The organism is Pantoea sp. Taur, from assembly GCF_009830025.1.
Taxonomy (GTDB): Bacteria; Pseudomonadota; Gammaproteobacteria; order Enterobacterales; family Enterobacteriaceae; genus Pantoea; species Pantoea communis.
The window spans coordinates 120,606-136,386 of the sequence record NZ_SZZZ01000004.1; the positions used below are offsets into that span (position 1 = coordinate 120,606).

13 protein-coding genes and 8 tRNA genes are annotated in these 15,781 nt (G+C 53.3%); 20 read left to right on the forward strand and 1 reads right to left on the reverse strand.

The genetic code is table 11. From position 1 onward, the window contains the following. The first annotated feature begins 3 nt into the window (after positions 1-3). The 11 genes from FD744_RS07325 (at position 4) to FD744_RS07375 (ending at position 4,995) form a co-directional block, all read left to right on the forward strand. Positions 4-1,224, forward strand: coding sequence for an N-acetylglucosamine repressor (locus tag FD744_RS07325; protein ID WP_034829098.1), 1,221 nt, complete (start codon positions 4-6; stop codon positions 1,222-1,224). Positions 1,225-1,263: 39 nt separating this feature from the next. Next, complete coding sequence (locus FD744_RS07330) at positions 1,264-2,016, forward strand: HAD-IIA family hydrolase (RefSeq protein ID WP_034829095.1); 753 nt, start codon at positions 1,264-1,266, stop codon at positions 2,014-2,016. Between the two features lie 330 nt (positions 2,017-2,346). Continuing rightward, positions 2,347-4,014, forward strand: coding sequence for an asparagine synthase B (asnB, locus tag FD744_RS07335; protein ID WP_160867870.1), 1,668 nt, complete (start codon positions 2,347-2,349; stop codon positions 4,012-4,014). A 215-nt stretch (positions 4,015-4,229) separates the two neighbouring features. Then, positions 4,230-4,306 (forward strand) — tRNA-Met (locus FD744_RS07340). 7 nt (positions 4,307-4,313) lie between these two features. After that, positions 4,314-4,398, forward strand: a tRNA-Leu gene (locus tag FD744_RS07345). Between the two features lie 21 nt (positions 4,399-4,419). Beyond that, positions 4,420-4,494: transfer RNA gene (locus FD744_RS07350), tRNA-Gln, on the forward strand. A gap of 34 nt (positions 4,495-4,528) precedes the next feature. Continuing rightward, positions 4,529-4,603: transfer RNA gene (locus FD744_RS07355), tRNA-Gln, on the forward strand. 28 nt (positions 4,604-4,631) lie between these two features. Next, positions 4,632-4,708, forward strand: a tRNA-Met gene (locus FD744_RS07360). 6 nt (positions 4,709-4,714) lie between these two features. Beyond that, positions 4,715-4,789 (forward strand) — tRNA-Gln (locus FD744_RS07365). A 29-nt stretch (positions 4,790-4,818) separates the two neighbouring features. Further along, a tRNA-Gln gene (locus FD744_RS07370) sits at positions 4,819-4,893 on the forward strand. Between the two features lie 27 nt (positions 4,894-4,920). Beyond that, positions 4,921-4,995, forward strand: a tRNA-Gln gene (locus tag FD744_RS07375). 86 nt (positions 4,996-5,081) lie between these two features. Here FD744_RS07375 and ubiF read toward each other — a convergent pair. Continuing rightward, complete coding sequence (ubiF, locus tag FD744_RS07380) at positions 5,082-6,254, reverse strand: 3-demethoxyubiquinol 3-hydroxylase (RefSeq protein ID WP_160867871.1); 1,173 nt, start codon at positions 6,252-6,254, stop codon at positions 5,082-5,084. 169 nt (positions 6,255-6,423) lie between these two features. Here ubiF and miaB point away from each other — a divergent pair, with 169 nt between their 5' ends. The 9 genes from miaB (at position 6,424) to FD744_RS07425 (ending at position 15,732) form a co-directional block, all read left to right on the forward strand. Beyond that, complete coding sequence (gene miaB / locus FD744_RS07385) at positions 6,424-7,848, forward strand: tRNA (N6-isopentenyl adenosine(37)-C2)-methylthiotransferase MiaB (protein WP_058960792.1); 1,425 nt, start codon at positions 6,424-6,426, stop codon at positions 7,846-7,848. 205 nt (positions 7,849-8,053) lie between these two features. Next, on the forward strand, positions 8,054-9,127 hold the full coding sequence (locus FD744_RS07390) for a PhoH family protein (RefSeq protein ID WP_160867872.1): 1,074 nt from the start codon (positions 8,054-8,056) through the stop codon (positions 9,125-9,127). Beyond that, positions 9,124-9,597 (forward strand): rRNA maturation RNase YbeY, encoded by a 474-nt coding sequence (gene ybeY / locus FD744_RS07395; protein ID WP_034829084.1) that lies wholly within the window; start codon positions 9,124-9,126, stop codon positions 9,595-9,597. The genes FD744_RS07390 and ybeY overlap by 4 nt, the downstream gene beginning before the upstream one ends. A gap of 84 nt (positions 9,598-9,681) precedes the next feature. Continuing rightward, entirely contained in the window at positions 9,682-10,563 is an 882-nt protein-coding gene (gene corC / locus FD744_RS07400; RefSeq protein WP_034829075.1) for a CNNM family magnesium/cobalt transport protein CorC, read from the forward strand. A 4-nt stretch (positions 10,564-10,567) separates the two neighbouring features. Beyond that, the gene (gene lnt / locus FD744_RS07405; protein ID WP_160867873.1) at positions 10,568-12,094 is read left to right on the forward strand and encodes an apolipoprotein N-acyltransferase; all 1,527 of its coding nucleotides are present in this window, start codon (positions 10,568-10,570) and stop codon (positions 12,092-12,094) included. Positions 12,095-12,533: 439 nt separating this feature from the next. Next, a complete protein-coding gene (locus tag FD744_RS07410; protein WP_058960796.1) occupies positions 12,534-13,427 on the forward strand; it encodes a glutamate/aspartate ABC transporter substrate-binding protein in 894 nt (297 codons plus the stop codon). Positions 13,428-13,588: 161 nt separating this feature from the next. Beyond that, positions 13,589-14,329: an amino acid ABC transporter permease gene (locus FD744_RS07415; RefSeq protein ID WP_034829069.1), complete on the forward strand. Its 741-nt coding sequence runs from the start codon at positions 13,589-13,591 to the stop codon at positions 14,327-14,329. After that, positions 14,329-15,006: a glutamate/aspartate ABC transporter permease GltK gene (gene gltK, locus FD744_RS07420; RefSeq protein WP_058960797.1), complete on the forward strand. Its 678-nt coding sequence runs from the start codon at positions 14,329-14,331 to the stop codon at positions 15,004-15,006. Before FD744_RS07415 ends, gltK begins: the two co-directional genes overlap by 1 nt. Next, on the forward strand, positions 15,007-15,732 hold the full coding sequence (locus FD744_RS07425) for an amino acid ABC transporter ATP-binding protein (RefSeq protein ID WP_034829065.1): 726 nt from the start codon (positions 15,007-15,009) through the stop codon (positions 15,730-15,732). It begins immediately after the preceding gene. Positions 15,733-15,781 lie beyond the last annotated feature (49 nt).

Consider the following 15,781-nt stretch of genomic DNA (forward strand, 5'->3'; position numbering starts at 1 on the left):
TGAATGACCACTGGCGGCCAGACTCAAATAGGAAATGTCGATCTTGTCAAACAACTCAATAGTGCAGCCGTTTACCGGCTAATTGATCAACAAGGGCCGATATCGCGTATACAGATTGCCGATCTCAGCCAGCTTGCGCCCGCCAGCGTCACGAAAATTACCCGCCAGCTTATTGAGCGCGGCCTGATCAAAGAGGTAGAGCAACAAGCCTCTACCGGTGGTCGCCGCGCCATTTCCATCATTACCGAAACTCGCCATTTTCATACCATCGGCGTTCGCTTAGGACGCAATGATGCCACGCTGACATTATTCGATCTGAGCGGAAAATCGCTGGCGCAGGAAGATTATCCCCTGCCTGAGCGCACCCAGGAAACGCTGGAGAATGCGCTGTTCAATGCCATCACGGCATTTATGGCGGCGCATCAACGCAAGATTCATGAATTAATCGCGATCGCGGTGATTCTGCCAGGCCTGGTGGACCCGATTAACGGCATTATTCGCTATATGCCGCACATCGCTGTCAGCCACTGGCCGCTGGTATCCAGCTTGCAGAAACGCTTTAACGTCACCAGCTTTGTCGGTCACGATATCCGTAGTCTGGCGCTGGCGGAGCACTATTTCGGTGCAAGTCGTGACTGTGCAGACTCCATACTGGTGCGTTTACATCGCGGTACCGGCGCGGGCATCATCGCTAACGGCCATATTTTCCTCGGCAGCAACGGCAACGTGGGCGAAATTGGCCACATCCAGGTCGATCCATTGGGTGAGCGCTGCCACTGCGGTAACTTTGGCTGTCTGGAAACGATTGCCGCCAATGGCGCGATTGAAAATCGCGTGCGCCATTTGCTCAACCAGGGCTATCCCAGCACGCTGACGCTGGATAACTGCCTGATGCCGCAAATTTGCCGTGCCGCCAACCAGGGCGATGCGCTGGCCTGCGAAGTGATTGAGTATGTAGGGCGTTATCTCGGGAAAGCGATTGCGATTGCCATTAACCTGTTCAACCCACAAAAGGTGGTATTGGCGGGGGAAATCACCGACGCAGACAAAGTGCTGTTCCCGGCGATTGAAGGCTGCATTAATACCCAGGCGCTGAATGCCTTCCGTAAAAACCTGCCGGTGGTGCGTTCCGAACTGGATCACCGTTCCGCTATTGGCGCCTTTGCCCTGGCGAAACGTGCGATGCTGAATGGTATTTTGCTGCAGCATCTGCTGGAAGAATAATTGAAGCCTGCCGTCTGGCGGGCCCGACCGGAAGCCAATATGACCATCAAAAGCGTAATCTGTGACATCGACGGCGTGTTGATGCACGACAACACCGCCGTGAAAGGCGCGAATGAGTTTCTGCAGCGCATCCTTGAAAAAGAGATGCCGCTGGTGGTGCTGACCAACTATCCGTCGCAAACCGCTCAGGATCTGGCAAACCGTTTTGCCAATGCGGGTGTCGAGGTACCGGATTCAGTGTTCTATACCTCGGCGATGGCGACAGCCGATTTCCTGCGTCGTCAGGAAGGCAAAAAAGCCTACGTGATTGGCGAAGGCGCGCTGATTCACGAACTGTATAAAGCCGGATTTACCATCACCGATGTGAATCCCGATTTTGTGATTGTTGGGGAGACGCGCTCCTTTAACTGGGAAATGATGCATAAAGCGGCTTTCTTTGTGGCTAATGGCGCACGCTTTATCGCCACCAACCCGGATACCCACGCACGCGGTTTTGTGCCAGCCTGCGGTGCACTCTGCGCCGGTATCGAAACCATCTCCGGTCGCAAACCGTTTTACGTCGGTAAGCCGAGCCCGTATATCATGCGTGCTGCGCTAAATAAGATGCATGCCCACTCGGAAGAGACGGTGATTGTCGGCGATAACCTGCGCACCGATATTCTGGCCGGATTCCAGGCGGGCCTGGAAACCATTCTGGTGCTCTCCGGGGTTTCGACGCTGAGTGACATTGATGCGATGCCTTTCCGCCCTGACTGGATTTACCCTTCAGTGGCCGATATCGACCTGTTCTAAACCTTCTCTTATCGCGTTTACTTATCGCCCTGCCCGCACGTCGTGTGAGCAGGGCGTTTGTTTTTACATCCCTTTATTATGATTCTGTGCACCGTTAATTGCGCAGGAAATCATCCAAAACGCCAATTCATTAGACGCCATCTAATTTAATTGACATTTAATTAGATGAAATTCAATTTTTAAGCCATCACAACAATCTTTTTATCAAAATATCGCAATTTAACTTGCGTTAACACCACCTGATAGCGCATTTTCTTATACATCAAGCAGTCAAGGCTGCCGGACAAACGTAGAAATAACATCGCCGCAAGGTGAGATCAGGAGTCAGTTATGTGTTCGATTTTTGGTGTGCTGGATCTGAAATCCGATCCTGTTGAACTGCGCAAGAAAGCGCTGGAGTGTTCCCGTCTGATGCGTCACCGTGGACCGGATTGGTCTGGCGTGTATGCCGATGACAAAGCCATTCTGGTGCATGAGCGCCTGTCGATTGTTGACGTCAACAACGGCGCACAGCCGCTGTACAACGCTGACCACACCCACGTACTGGCCGTGAACGGTGAGATCTACAACCATCAGGCTTTGCGTGCTGAACTGAGCGATCGTTATGCGTTCCAGACCGGTTCTGACTGCGAAGTGATCCTCGCGCTGTATCAAGAAAAAGGTCTCGATTTCCTCGATGATCTGCAAGGTATGTTCGCCTTTATTCTGTGGGACAGCGTGAAGCAGCAGTATCTGATTGGCCGTGACCACATCGGGATTATCCCGCTGTACATGGGCAACGATGAGCACGGCAACCTGTTTGTCGCCTCTGAAATGAAAGCGCTGGTGCCGGTTTGCCGCACCATCAAAGAATTCCCGCCGGGAAGCTTCTTGTGCAGCAGCGATGGCGAAATCCGTCGTTACTGGCAGCGTGACTGGATGGATTTCGCTGCCGTTGCTGAGAACACCACTGACGCTGCGGGCCTGAAGCATGCACTGGAAGAGTCAGTGAAAAGCCACCTGATGTCTGACGTGCCTTATGGCGTGCTGCTGTCTGGCGGCCTCGACTCCTCTATCATTTCTGCCGTGACGAAGCGCTTTGCGGCAAAACGTGTGGAAGATGAAGATAAAAGTGATGCCTGGTGGCCACAGCTGCACTCTTTTGCGGTAGGTTTGGAAGGCTCACCTGATCTGAAAGCGGCCAAATCAGTGGCGGAACATCTGGGCACCGTGCACCACGAGATTCACTTCACCGTGCAGGAAGGTCTGGATGCGATTCGCGATGTGATTTACCACATCGAAACCTATGACGTCACCACCATTCGCGCCTCTACGCCGATGTATTTGATGTCGCGTAAAATCAAGGCAATGGGCATCAAAATGGTGCTGTCTGGTGAAGGTGCGGACGAAGTGTTTGGTGGTTACCTGTATTTCCACAAAGCACCTAACGCTCAGGAATTCCACGAAGAGAACGTGCGTAAACTGCTGGCGCTGCACATGTTTGACTGTGCGCGTGCCAACAAAGCGATGTCGGCATGGGGCGTTGAAGCGCGCGTACCGTTCCTCGATAAGAAATTCCTTGATGTGGCGATGCGCATCAACCCGGAAGACAAAATGTGCGGCAGCAACGGCAAAATGGAGAAACACATTCTGCGTGAATGCTTCTCTTCTTACCTGCCGGAAAGCGTGGCATGGCGTCAGAAAGAGCAGTTCTCTGATGGCGTAGGCTACAGCTGGATCGATAGCCTGAAAGAAGTGGCCGCGAAGCAGATCACCGATCAGCAGTTGTCTACCGCGCACTTCCGTTTCCCGTACAACACGCCGAACTCGAAAGAAGCGTATTTGTACCGCGAAATCTTTGAAGAGCTGTTCCCGATTGCCAGTGCAGCAGAGTGTGTTCCGGGCGGTCCATCTGTTGCCTGTTCATCTGCCAAAGCGATTGAGTGGGATGAAGCTTTCAAAAACATGGATGACCCATCTGGTCGTGCTGTCGGCGTGCATCAGTCCGCCTACAAATAAGCTTGTGAATGAGTAGGATAAGGGGTCTGTAAAGGCCCCTTTTTGTTTTCATCGTCGATGTGACGATAGAAAACTGCTGAATAAATCGCCACCCTGGTTACAAGCCAGTCAAACAGGCGTTTTAAGGCAAAAAACGGCAAAAAACTTGTTGACGCTACAAAGCTCAATACGCATAATGCGCCCCGCAACGCCGATGAAGGTTAGCGAAAAAAGATGGCTACGTAGCTCAGCTGGTTAGAGCACATCACTCATAATGATGGGGTCACAGGTTCAAATCCCGTCGTAGCCACCATCTTTTCGCGGGAGTGGCGAAATTGGTAGACGCACCAGATTTAGGTTCTGGCGCCGCAAGGTGTGCGAGTTCAAGTCTCGCCTCCCGCACCATTTCAGTCTTCGGCAGCCGGATGGGGTATCGCCAAGCGGTAAGGCACCGGTTTTTGATACCGGCATTCCCTGGTTCGAATCCAGGTACCCCAGCCAATCCGATATTTACTCGTGGATGCGAGTCGACAAATGGGATATCGCCAAGCGGTAAGGCACCGGTTTTTGATACCGGCATTCCCTGGTTCGAATCCAGGTATCCCAGCCATTATCGGATGCAGTAAGCAGTAAACTCAGGCTACGTAGCTCAGCTGGTTAGAGCACATCACTCATAATGATGGGGTCACAGGTTCAAATCCCGTCGTAGCCACCAAATTTTTGGGGTGTCGCCAAGCGGTAAGGCTCTGGTTTCTGATACCAGCATTCCGGGGTTCGAATCCCTGCACCCCAGCCATATTAAAGATAATTTGTAACGCCATTAATTGGGGTGTCGCCAAGCGGTAAGGCTCTGGTTTCTGATACCAGCATTCCGGGGTTCGAATCCCTGCACCCCAGCCAATTAAAGACAATTTGAAAACGCATTATTGGGGTGTCGCCAAGCGGTAAGGCTCTGGTTTCTGATACCAGCATTCCGGGGTTCGAATCCCTGCACCCCAGCCAAATTGCACAATAAAGCCCGCTTTTGCGGGCTTTATTGTTTTCTGCATCCGGGAAAATGCCAGGAGCGCCCTGCGACGCTCTGCCATCTATAAGCCCAACGCGTACTTCAGCGCCTTACGTTTCAGCGCTCCGGCATTCTCCGCTGCAATCAATCCCAGATTACGCACAAAACGCAATGGGGCCAGCGTGTTGCTAAAGGCAAAATAGAACAGATCCATCCCACCCTGCATTAGCAAATTATCGTTATAGCGTTGACGATGATAGCGCTTTAACACCGCATCCGATGACCATAACTGAGCCTGGCTGCGCGCCTCCACCAACGTATTGATCAACGCATCAACATCGCGATACCCGAGGTTTACGCCCTGTCCGGCAAGGGGATTGATGGTGTGTGCTGCATCCCCCACCAGCGCCAATCCAGGCAAAACATAGCGCGTCGCGTGGCGACGAACCAACGGGAATGAGGCTGCTTTCTTGACCTGAACCCGCCCAACGCGTGCCGGGAAGTGGGCGTGAATCTCTTTTTCAAGCTGTGACAATGGCATTGCCTGTAGCTGGCGAATACGCGCCGGTGCGTCATACCACACCAGAGAAGCGTGGCGATCAAACAGCGGCAGAAAAGCACGTGGCCCCTCTGGCGTAAATTGCTGCCAGGTCGAATCTCCCGCATCATGCTCACATTCGACGCTAATCAGCATGCAGGACTGCGCGTATTGCCAGCCACGGACGCCAATTCCCGCCAGCTGGCGCACGCGCGAGTTGGCGCCATCCGCGCCAACCACCAGCCGCGTATCCAGCGTGGTACCATTATCCAGCTGGACCTGCCAGCCGCCACGATGCGATTGAAGCTGCTGCAGGCTGGCGGGACAAATCAGCGTGATCCCCTCTTCCTGCATCTTTTCCCACAGCGCACGTTGCAGCACGCTGTTTTCCACCATATATCCCAGCTCTGGCAAGCCCAGCGAGGCAGCATCAAAGGTCACATGTGCACTTTGCCACTCCCAGGTTTCGAGCTTGCGATAAGGCGCACAGCGCATCGCCAGCACGCGTTCCCACACATTCAACTGACGCAGCAGTGCTACCGACGAGGCTCCAATCGCGGAAATGCGGACATCGGGCGGGCTTTCTGCATCAAACGCAGCGGGTTCGGCACGTTCAATCACCGCCACACGAAATTTCTGCTGTGCCAGTCCACAAGCCAGCGCGGCACCGACCATACCGCCGCCCACCACCACCACATCAAAATGTGAATCCTGCATTGACTCTAATCCTTCTGCTTGTCGTGATAGCTCACGTCATCACGTTGATAGATAAAGTGTACCGGAAATTTGCTGCACAATCTCAGACCCTGCTGTGCTGGTCACAACAGCAGCAAAGCATTACAATACGCGCCCTGCACTTCCCTGCTCTGAATCAATGGCTAGTTCGATGACCAAAAAACTGCATATTAAAACCTGGGGCTGTCAGATGAATGAGTACGATTCATCAAAGATGGCCGATCTGCTGAACAGCACGCACGGTTACACCCTGACCGAGGACGCTGAAGAGGCGGATGTCCTGCTGCTCAACACCTGCTCGATCCGTGAGAAGGCGCAGGAGAAGGTTTTCGCGCTGTTAGGACGCTGGAAGAAATTGAAAGCGATAAATCCTGACGTGATTATTGGCGTCGGCGGCTGTGTCGCTTCGCAGGAAGGTGAACGCCTGCGTGAACGCGCCAATTGCGTGGATATTGTATTTGGTCCACAGACGCTGCATCGCTTGCCAGAGATGCTGAATCAGGTGCGCGGGACGAAAAGCCCGGTGATTGACATCAGCTTCCCGGAAATCGAGAAATTTGACCGTCTGCCAGAACCGCGTGCAGAAGGCCCGACGGCCTTTGTCTCCATTATGGAAGGCTGTAACAAATACTGTACTTTCTGCGTGGTGCCTTACACCCGAGGCGAGGAAGTGAGCCGTCCATGTGACGATATTCTGTTGGAAATCGCGCAACTGGCTGCGCAGGGCGTGCGAGAAGTGAATTTACTGGGCCAAAACGTCAACGCCTATCGCGGCACGACCTTTGATGACCAGCTCTGCAGCTTCGCGGAACTGTTGCGTCTGGTGGCGGCCATTGATGGCATCGACCGCATCCGCTTTACCACCAGCCATCCGATTGAATTCACTGATGACATTATTGATGTCTACCGTGACACGCCAGAGCTGGCGAGCTTCCTGCACTTGCCCGTTCAGAGCGGTGCCGATCGTATCCTGACGCTGATGAAGCGTGCGCACACCGCGCTGGAATATAAAGCCATCGTCCGCAAGCTGCAGAAAGCACGTCCTGATATTCAGATGAGTTCAGACTTCATCATTGGTTTCCCTGGCGAAACGCAGCAGGATTTTGAGCAGACGATGAAACTGGTGGGCGACGTGAATTTCGATGTCAGCTTCAGCTTTATCTACTCGGCCCGTCCAGGTACGCCTGCCGCTGATTTGCCTGACGATGTTTCGGAAGAAGAGAAAAAGCAGCGCCTGTATATTCTGCAGGATCGCCTCAATCAGCAGGCGATGGCGTGGAGCCGCCGCATGCTCGGCACCACACAGCGTGTGCTGGTAGAAGGCATCTCACGTAAAAATGTCATGGAACTGACCGGACGCACCGACAACAACCGCGTGGTGAACTTCGAAGCGCCTGTTGAGATGATCGGTAAGTTTGTTGACGTGGAAATTGTCGATGTCCATGCCAACTCGCTGCGTGGCAAACTGATCCGCACTGAAGATGAAATGGCATTGCGTGTCAGCCTCAGCCCCGATGCGGTGATAGCCCGCACGCGCCGTGAAAATGACATCGGTGTCGGTCTTTACCAGCCTTGATACTCCAACTTTGCGCGGCAGTGCACAAGGTGCTGCCGCCTGTTTCATCCCGCGCCCCTTGCATTCCACCTGCAACGCCCAAATATCGCTTCTGTAACTTGCAGCCGGGCCTTGCCCCATAAATAATTCCGTATAGATGCTCAATCTGTGATGGAGCATTGGATACACCTTCTTCAACTGGCCCTGAGTGACCCAAAGGATTCATTTGAATATCGAAACTCGTGAAATCGTCCTTGAACCGGCTGATAACCGCCGACTGATGAGCCTGTGCGGTCCGTTTGATGACAATGTGAAGCAGCTGGAAAAACGCCTCGGTGTCGAAATCAACCGCCGGGACAACCATTTCAAACTGGTGGGCCGATCGCTCAGCGTTGACGCAGCCATCAACATTCTGCGTGACCTGTACGTGAGTACTGCGCCAGTGCGTGGCCAAATCCCGGATATTGAACCGGACCAGGTGCATCTGGCGATCAAAGAGAGCCGTGTACTGGAGCAAACCGCCGAAAGCGTGCCGGAGTTTGGTAAGGCGATTCACATCAAAACCAAGCGCGGTGTGATTAAACCCCGTACGCCAAACCAGGCGCAGTATGTGGCTAATATCCTCGACCATGACATCACCTTCGGTGTGGGTCCAGCCGGTACCGGTAAAACCTATCTGGCGGTGGCCGCTGCCGTTGATGCCCTGGAACGTCAGGAAATCCGCCGTATTTTGCTGACGCGCCCTGCGGTAGAGGCCGGCGAAAAACTGGGCTTCCTGCCGGGTGACCTGAGCCAGAAAGTCGATCCTTACCTGCGTCCGCTCTACGATGCCTTGTTTGAAATGCTCGGCTTTGAGCGCGTGGAAAAGCTGATGGAGCGCAATGTGATTGAAGTGGCTCCGCTCGCTTACATGCGCGGCCGCACACTCAATGACGCCTTTGTGATTCTCGATGAAAGTCAGAACACCACCATCGAGCAGATGAAGATGTTTCTGACACGTATCGGTTTCAACTCCAAAGCGGTGATCACCGGTGACGTCACACAGATTGACCTGCCGCGCAGCACCAAATCCGGCCTGCGTCATGCCATTGAGGTTTTGGCGGAAGTCGATGAAATCAGTTTTAACTTTTTCCACAGCGAAGACGTGGTGCGTCATCCGGTTGTCGCACGCATCGTGAATGCTTATGAAGCGTGGGAAGAAGCCGATCAGAAGCGCCGTGACAAACTGGCAGAAGAGCGCAAGCGTGAAACGCTAGCGTCTCAACTTGCCGCCCCATCCAGCCCGCAGGAGCCTTCATGAGCGCGGTGATTTTAGATTTACAGTTGGCCTGTGCCGATGAAAATGGCCTGCCAGCCGAACCTGCTTTCCAGCGCTGGCTCGAAGCCGCCGTGACGCCTTTCCAGCCGGAAAGTGAAGTCACCATCCGTCTGGTGGATGAAGCAGAAAGTCATGAGCTTAATCTGACTTATCGCGGTAAGGATAAGCCGACCAACGTGCTCTCTTTCCCGTTTGAAGCGCCACCAGGGATTGAGCTGCCACTGCTGGGCGATCTGATTATTTGTCGTCAGGTTGTTGAGCAAGAAGCGGAAGAACAAGGCAAAACCGTTGAAGCCCACTGGGCGCATATGGTAGTCCACGGCACGCTACACCTGCTGGGCTATGACCATATTGAAGATGAAGAAGCCGAAGAAATGGAGGCGCTGGAGACCGAGATAATGCTTGCTCTTGGTTATCCTGACCCGTACATTTCGGAGAAAGAAGACGCCTGATCCCCTTAGGTTCAGGTTATTGCGCTGCTGGCGCGGATGCCAGCAGTTCCTTTCCCTCACCAGAGAGAACGAAATAAAAACGCCATGAGCGACGACCATTCTCAAAACAGCGACGCACCCAGTAGTAAAAAGGGATTTTTCTCCCTGTTAATTAACCAACTTTTTCACGGTGAACCCAAAAACCGTGATGAGCTACTGGGACTGATCCGCGATTCTGAGCAAAAAGAGCTGATCGACCAGGACACCCGCGACATGCTCGAAGGGGTGCTGGATATTGCCGAGCAGCGCGTGCGTGACATCATGATCCCGCGCTCCCAGATGATCACCCTTAAACGCAACCAAAGCCTTGAAGAGTGCCTTGCGGTCATTATTGATTCCGCCCACTCACGCTTCCCGGTGATCAGCGAAGATAAAGACCACGTCGAAGGCATTTTGATGGCCAAAGACCTGCTGCCGTTTATGAGCAGCGCGTCTGAACCTTTCAGCATTGAGAAAGTGCTGCGCACCGCCGTTGTCGTGCCTGAAAGTAAGCGTGTTGACCGCATGCTGAAAGAGTTCCGTTCCCAGCGCTATCATATGGCGATTGTCATTGACGAATTCGGTGGCGTTTCCGGGCTAGTCACGATTGAAGATATCCTCGAATTGATTGTCGGTGAAATTGAAGATGAATATGACGATGAAGAAGATCGTGATATCCGTCAGTTAAACCGCCATACCTATACCGTACGTGCGCTTGCGCCTATCGAGGATTTTAACGAGGTATTTGGTACCAGCTTCAGTGATGATGAAGTGGATACCATTGGCGGTCTGGTGATGCAGGGATTCGGCCACCTTCCCGCGCGCGGTGAGAGCATCGACATTGATGGTTACCAATTCAAAGTCGCGATGGCCGACAGCCGCCGTATCATCCAGGTGCATGTGAAAATTCCGGAAGACTCTCCACAACCGCAACTGGAAGACGAATAATTTTATGGCTTTAGCCTCTCTCTACTCGCAGCAGCGGGTTCGCCTGCTGCTGGCTTTGATTGCGGGTGCCGTTGGCACCCTTTCCTTTTCTCCCTATGATTTTTGGCCTGCCGCATTAGTTTCCCTGGCGGGACTGCAACTGTTGCTACTGGATCGCCGCAGCCCTCAAGCCGCCGCGATTGGCTTCGTCTGGGGCTTTGGGCTGTTCGGCAGTGGCATTAACTGGGTTTACGTCAGCATCGCCACCTTTGGTGGTATGCCTGGCCCGGTTAACGTCTTCCTGGTGATATTGCTGGCCGCTTACCTGGCGATTTATCCGATGCTGTTTGCGGCGGTGCTTAATCGCCTGTGGCCACGTGCGACCTTGTGGCGTCTGGTGCTGGCGGCACCGGCATTGTGGCAAATCAGCGAATTTCTGCGTGGCTGGATCCTGACCGGATTCCCGTGGCTGCAGTTCGGCTACAGCCAGATCGACGGTCCGCTCAAAGGCCTTGCGCCGCTGGCGGGCGTTGAAACCATCACTTTCCTGTTAATGGTGATCGCCGGTCTGCTGGTGCATGCGCTTTATCATCGTACGGTGAAGAGCCTGGTGGCGGCCGCGGTATTGTTGCTGCTGCCATGGCCACTGCGCATGTTGCAGTGGTATCAGCCGCTGCCGGAACGCAGCGTGGACGTGGCGATGGTGCAAGGCAACATTCCCCAGTCGATGAAGTGGAACCCACAGCAGTTGCTTAATACGTTGCGTGTGTACACCTCTTACAGCCAGCCTTATATGGGCAAAGCGCCCATCATTATCTGGCCGGAATCGGCGATTACCGACCTTGAAAGCAATCAGCAGCCGTTCCTCAAAGCGCTGGATGCCGAACTGCGCGAGCGCGGCAGCTCGCTAATTACCGGGATTGTCGATTCACGCGTTGAAGGGGATAACCGCTACCACGATTACAACTCCGTGATTGTGCTGGGCGGCGAGCAGCCTTACAGCTATCAAAGCCATAACCGATATCAGAAAAACCATCTGGTGCCGTTCGGGGAGTTTGTGCCGCTGGAAGATCTGCTGCGTCCGCTGGCGCCGTTCTTCGATCTGCCAATGTCGTCGTTTAGCCGTGGTGCCTATGTACAGCCGCAGTTGAAGGTGGCGGGTTATGATCTTACCAGCGCCATCTGCTACGAGATTGTGTTGGGCGAGCAGGTACGAGCCAACTTCCGTCCTAATACCAACTTCCTGCTGACCGTATCTAACGACGCCTGGTTTGGTCACTCCATCGGCCCCTGGCAGCATTTCCAGATGGCGCGTATGCGTGCACTGGAATTGGGCCGTCCGCTGTTGCGATCCACCAATAACGGTGTCACGGCGGTGGTGAATGCCAACGGCGAGGTTGAAAAAGAGATCCCGCAGTTCACGCGTGACGTGCTGGAAGCCAGGGTAACACCCACCACTGGTGAGACCCCTTATGCCAAAGCAGGCATCTGGCCGGTATGGATTCTGACGTTAATCGGCATCGTCCTGGCGATTATTCGTCGCCGCCACTGACACTCCGATCACATTCTGACAGGCGAAGTGCTCACTTCGCCTTTTTTTTGCGCTGTTTTCCGCTCCCATCGGCTACGCTTTACCAGATTCTCTGCTGGCTTTTTCACGCATTTCACCGTGCTGGCACGATCATTGCTATTTATTTCAGTGATTTTCTCAACATCAGCGTTTTGTCAGCGTAATGCCATGTTCACGCACTATTATTTGGCACTGACACGCACCGAAACGGCGCAATGGCTTTTTATTGCCTCTTAATGGTGCGGAGCGGCTCGCAAAAAACAAACTTTTTTGTTTCATTGCGTTAACAATTCGCTATGTTAATCACTATCCTGCGCGCAGTTGCGCTAAGGGATAACTAAAAAAGCAGCACGAAATACACACAACATCACAATCTGCGCAGTTTATGTTCTGCGCAACATCCATTCAAAGGAGTAGGAACATGCAGACACGCAAAGTGGCATTATCTCTTCTGCTGTTGGGAGCAGCAGCGGGAGCGGCCCAGGCGGAAGATCTCACCGGCACCCTGAAAAAAATTAATGATAGCGGCGTGATCGTCGTTGGGCATCGTGAGTCATCAGTTCCCTTTTCTTACTACGACAACCAGCAAAAAGTGGTTGGCTATTCACAAGACTACTCAAACGCCATCGTAGCGGCGATCAAAGCCAAGCTGAACAAGCCTGATCTGCAAGTAAAAATGCTGCCGATCACCTCTCAGAACCGTATTCCACTGCTGCAAAACGGCACTTACGATTTTGAATGTGGTTCTACCACCAACAACCTGGAACGTCAGCAGCAAGCCGCATTCTCCGATACCGTCTTCATCATCGGTACGCGTCTGCTGGTGAAAAAGGGTGGCGATATCAAAGATTTCGCGGACCTGAAAGGCAAAACCGTTGTCGTGACCTCTGGTACCACTTCTGAAGTTCTGCTGCACAAGCTGAACGACGAGAAGAAAATGGATATGCGCATCATCAGCGCCAAAGACCATGGCGATTCTTTCCGTACGCTGGAAACCGGTCGTGCCGTGGCCTTCATGATGGATGACGCGCTGCTGGCGGGTGAACGTGCTAAAGCGAAGAAACCAGACGACTGGCAGATCACTGGCACACCTCAGTCGAAAGAAGCCTACGGCTGTATGCTGCGTAAAGAAGACCCGCAGTTCAAACAGCTGATGGATGAAACCATCGCGAAAGCGCAGACCTCGGGTGAAGCCGCTAAGTGGTTCGATACCTGGTTCAAACAGCCAATCCCACCGAAGAATCTGAACATGAACTTCGAGCTGTCTTCTGACATGCAGGCGCTGTTCAAAGCACCAAACGATAAAGCACTCTGAATTAACAATGAAAACAAGGGCAGTTAGGCTGCCCTCTCGATTGCTGAACACGCGGTGCGGACAGACAGACTGCAACAGGTCGTTCCCCTGAAGCAGGACGCAAGACACCGCTCAACAATCTTATGGGTAGCCTCGCTACCCTTTTTTTACCGGAGCTCGTTATGGGTATCGATTGGAACTGGGGCATCTTTTTACAACAGGCCCCGTTCGGCAATACGACTTACCTCGGCTGGCTGTGGTCCGGATTTCAGGTTACCGTTGCGGTTTCCTGCTGCGCCTGGATTATCGCCTTCCTGGTAGGTTCCTTCTTTGGCATTCTGCGTACCGTACCCAATCGACTGCTGTCGACCATTGGTACCTGCTACGTGGAACTGTTTCGTAATATCCCACTGATCGTCCAGTTCTTCTTCTGGTATCTGGTGGCGCCAGAACTGGTTGGCGAAAAACTGGGGATGTGGTTTAAAGCAGAACTGGACCCCAATATTCAGTTCTTCGTTTCCTCAACCATTTGCCTCGGCTTGTTCACTGCTGCGCGCGTTTGTGAACAGGTACGTGCCGCGATTCAATCATTGCCACGCGGTCAGAAAAACGCAGGGTTGGCGATGGGGCTGACGCTGCCACAAACTTATCGCTACGTGCTGCTGCCGAATGCCTATCGCGTGATTGTGCCGCCGATGACCTCGGAAATGCTGAACCTGGTGAAAAACTCTGCCATCGCTTCGACCATTGGTCTGGTGGATATGGCGGCGCAGGCAGGTAAGTTGCTCGACTACTCGGCGCACGCCTATGAATCTTTCACCGCCATTACCCTGGCTTACGTGGGTATTAACCTGGTGATCATGCTGATTATGAGTTTGGTAGAACGTAAAATTCGCCTGCCCGGCAATCTGGGAGGCAAATAATGTACGAGTTTGACTGGAGTTCGATTCCTCCCAGCCTGCCCTATTTGTGGAATGGCTTGATCATCACCTTCAAGATTACCGCCGTCGCCGTGGTGTTCGGCATTATCTGGGGCACCATTCTGGCCGTGATGCGTCTGTCGCCGTTCGCGCCGATTCGCTGGTTCGCTAAGCTGTACGTCAACCTGTTCCGATCCGTCCCGCTGGTGATGGTGCTGCTGTGGTTCTATCTGGTGGTGCCTGCATTACTGCAACAGGTATTGGGACTTTCCCCCAAAACTGACATTCGCCTGATTTCCGCCATGATTGCTTTTGCACTGTTTGAAGCGGCCTATTATTCGGAAATCATCCGAGCGGGTATCCAGAGCATCTCACGCGGACAGTCGAATGCTGCGCTCGCGTTGGGTATGACGCACTGGCAATCAATGAAATTGATCATCCTACCGCAGGCGTTCCGCGCCATGGTGCCACTGCTGCTGACGCAGGGCATTGTGCTGTTCCAGGATACGTCGCTGGTGTATGTGTTAAGCCTGGCTGACTTCTTCCGTACCGCCTCGACGATTGGCGAGCGTGACGGTACCCAGGTTGAAATGGTTCTGTTTGCCGGTCTGGTCTATTTTGTGATCAGCCTGAGCGCTTCGCTGTTGGTTAGCTATCTGAAAAGAAAGAGGACGGTTTAAATGATTAGCCTGAAAAATGTTTCTAAGTGGTATGGTCACTTTCAGGTGCTGACCGACTGCTCCACCGAAGTAAAAAAAGGTGAAGTGGTGGTGGTCTGTGGACCGTCCGGCTCAGGTAAGTCAACCTTGATTAAAACGGTGAACGGTCTGGAACCGGTGCAGGAAGGCAGCATTCAGGTTAACGGTACCGAAGTGAACAACAAGAAAACCAACCTGGCACAACTGCGCAGCAAAGTCGGTATGGTGTTCCAGCACTTCGAACTGTTCCCGCACCTCAGCATTGTCGATAACCTGGTGCTGGCGCAGGTCAAAGTGTTAAAGCGAGATAAAGCCGCTGCGCGTGAGAAAGGTCTCAAGCTGCTGACGCGTGTTGGTCTGGCTGCGCATGCGGAGAAGTTCCCTGGACAGCTCTCGGGCGGCCAGCAACAGCGTGTAGCGATTGCCCGCGCGCTCTGTATGGACCCCATCGCGATGCTGTTTGACGAACCGACATCTGCGCTCGATCCAGAGATGATCAACGAAGTGCTGGACGTCATGGTGGAGTTGGCGAACGAAGGCATGACCATGATGGTGGTGACGCACGAGATGGGCTTTGCGCGCAAAGTGGCCAATCGCGTGATCTTTATGGATGAAGGGAAAATTGTCGAAGACACTAACAAAGATGACTTCTTTAATAACCCGCAGTCCGACCGCGCAAAAGACTTCCTCGCGAAGATCCTGCATTAATTAGCGCTCTCAATTGCGCCGCTGTATGGATGGGGTTTCCCCATTAATC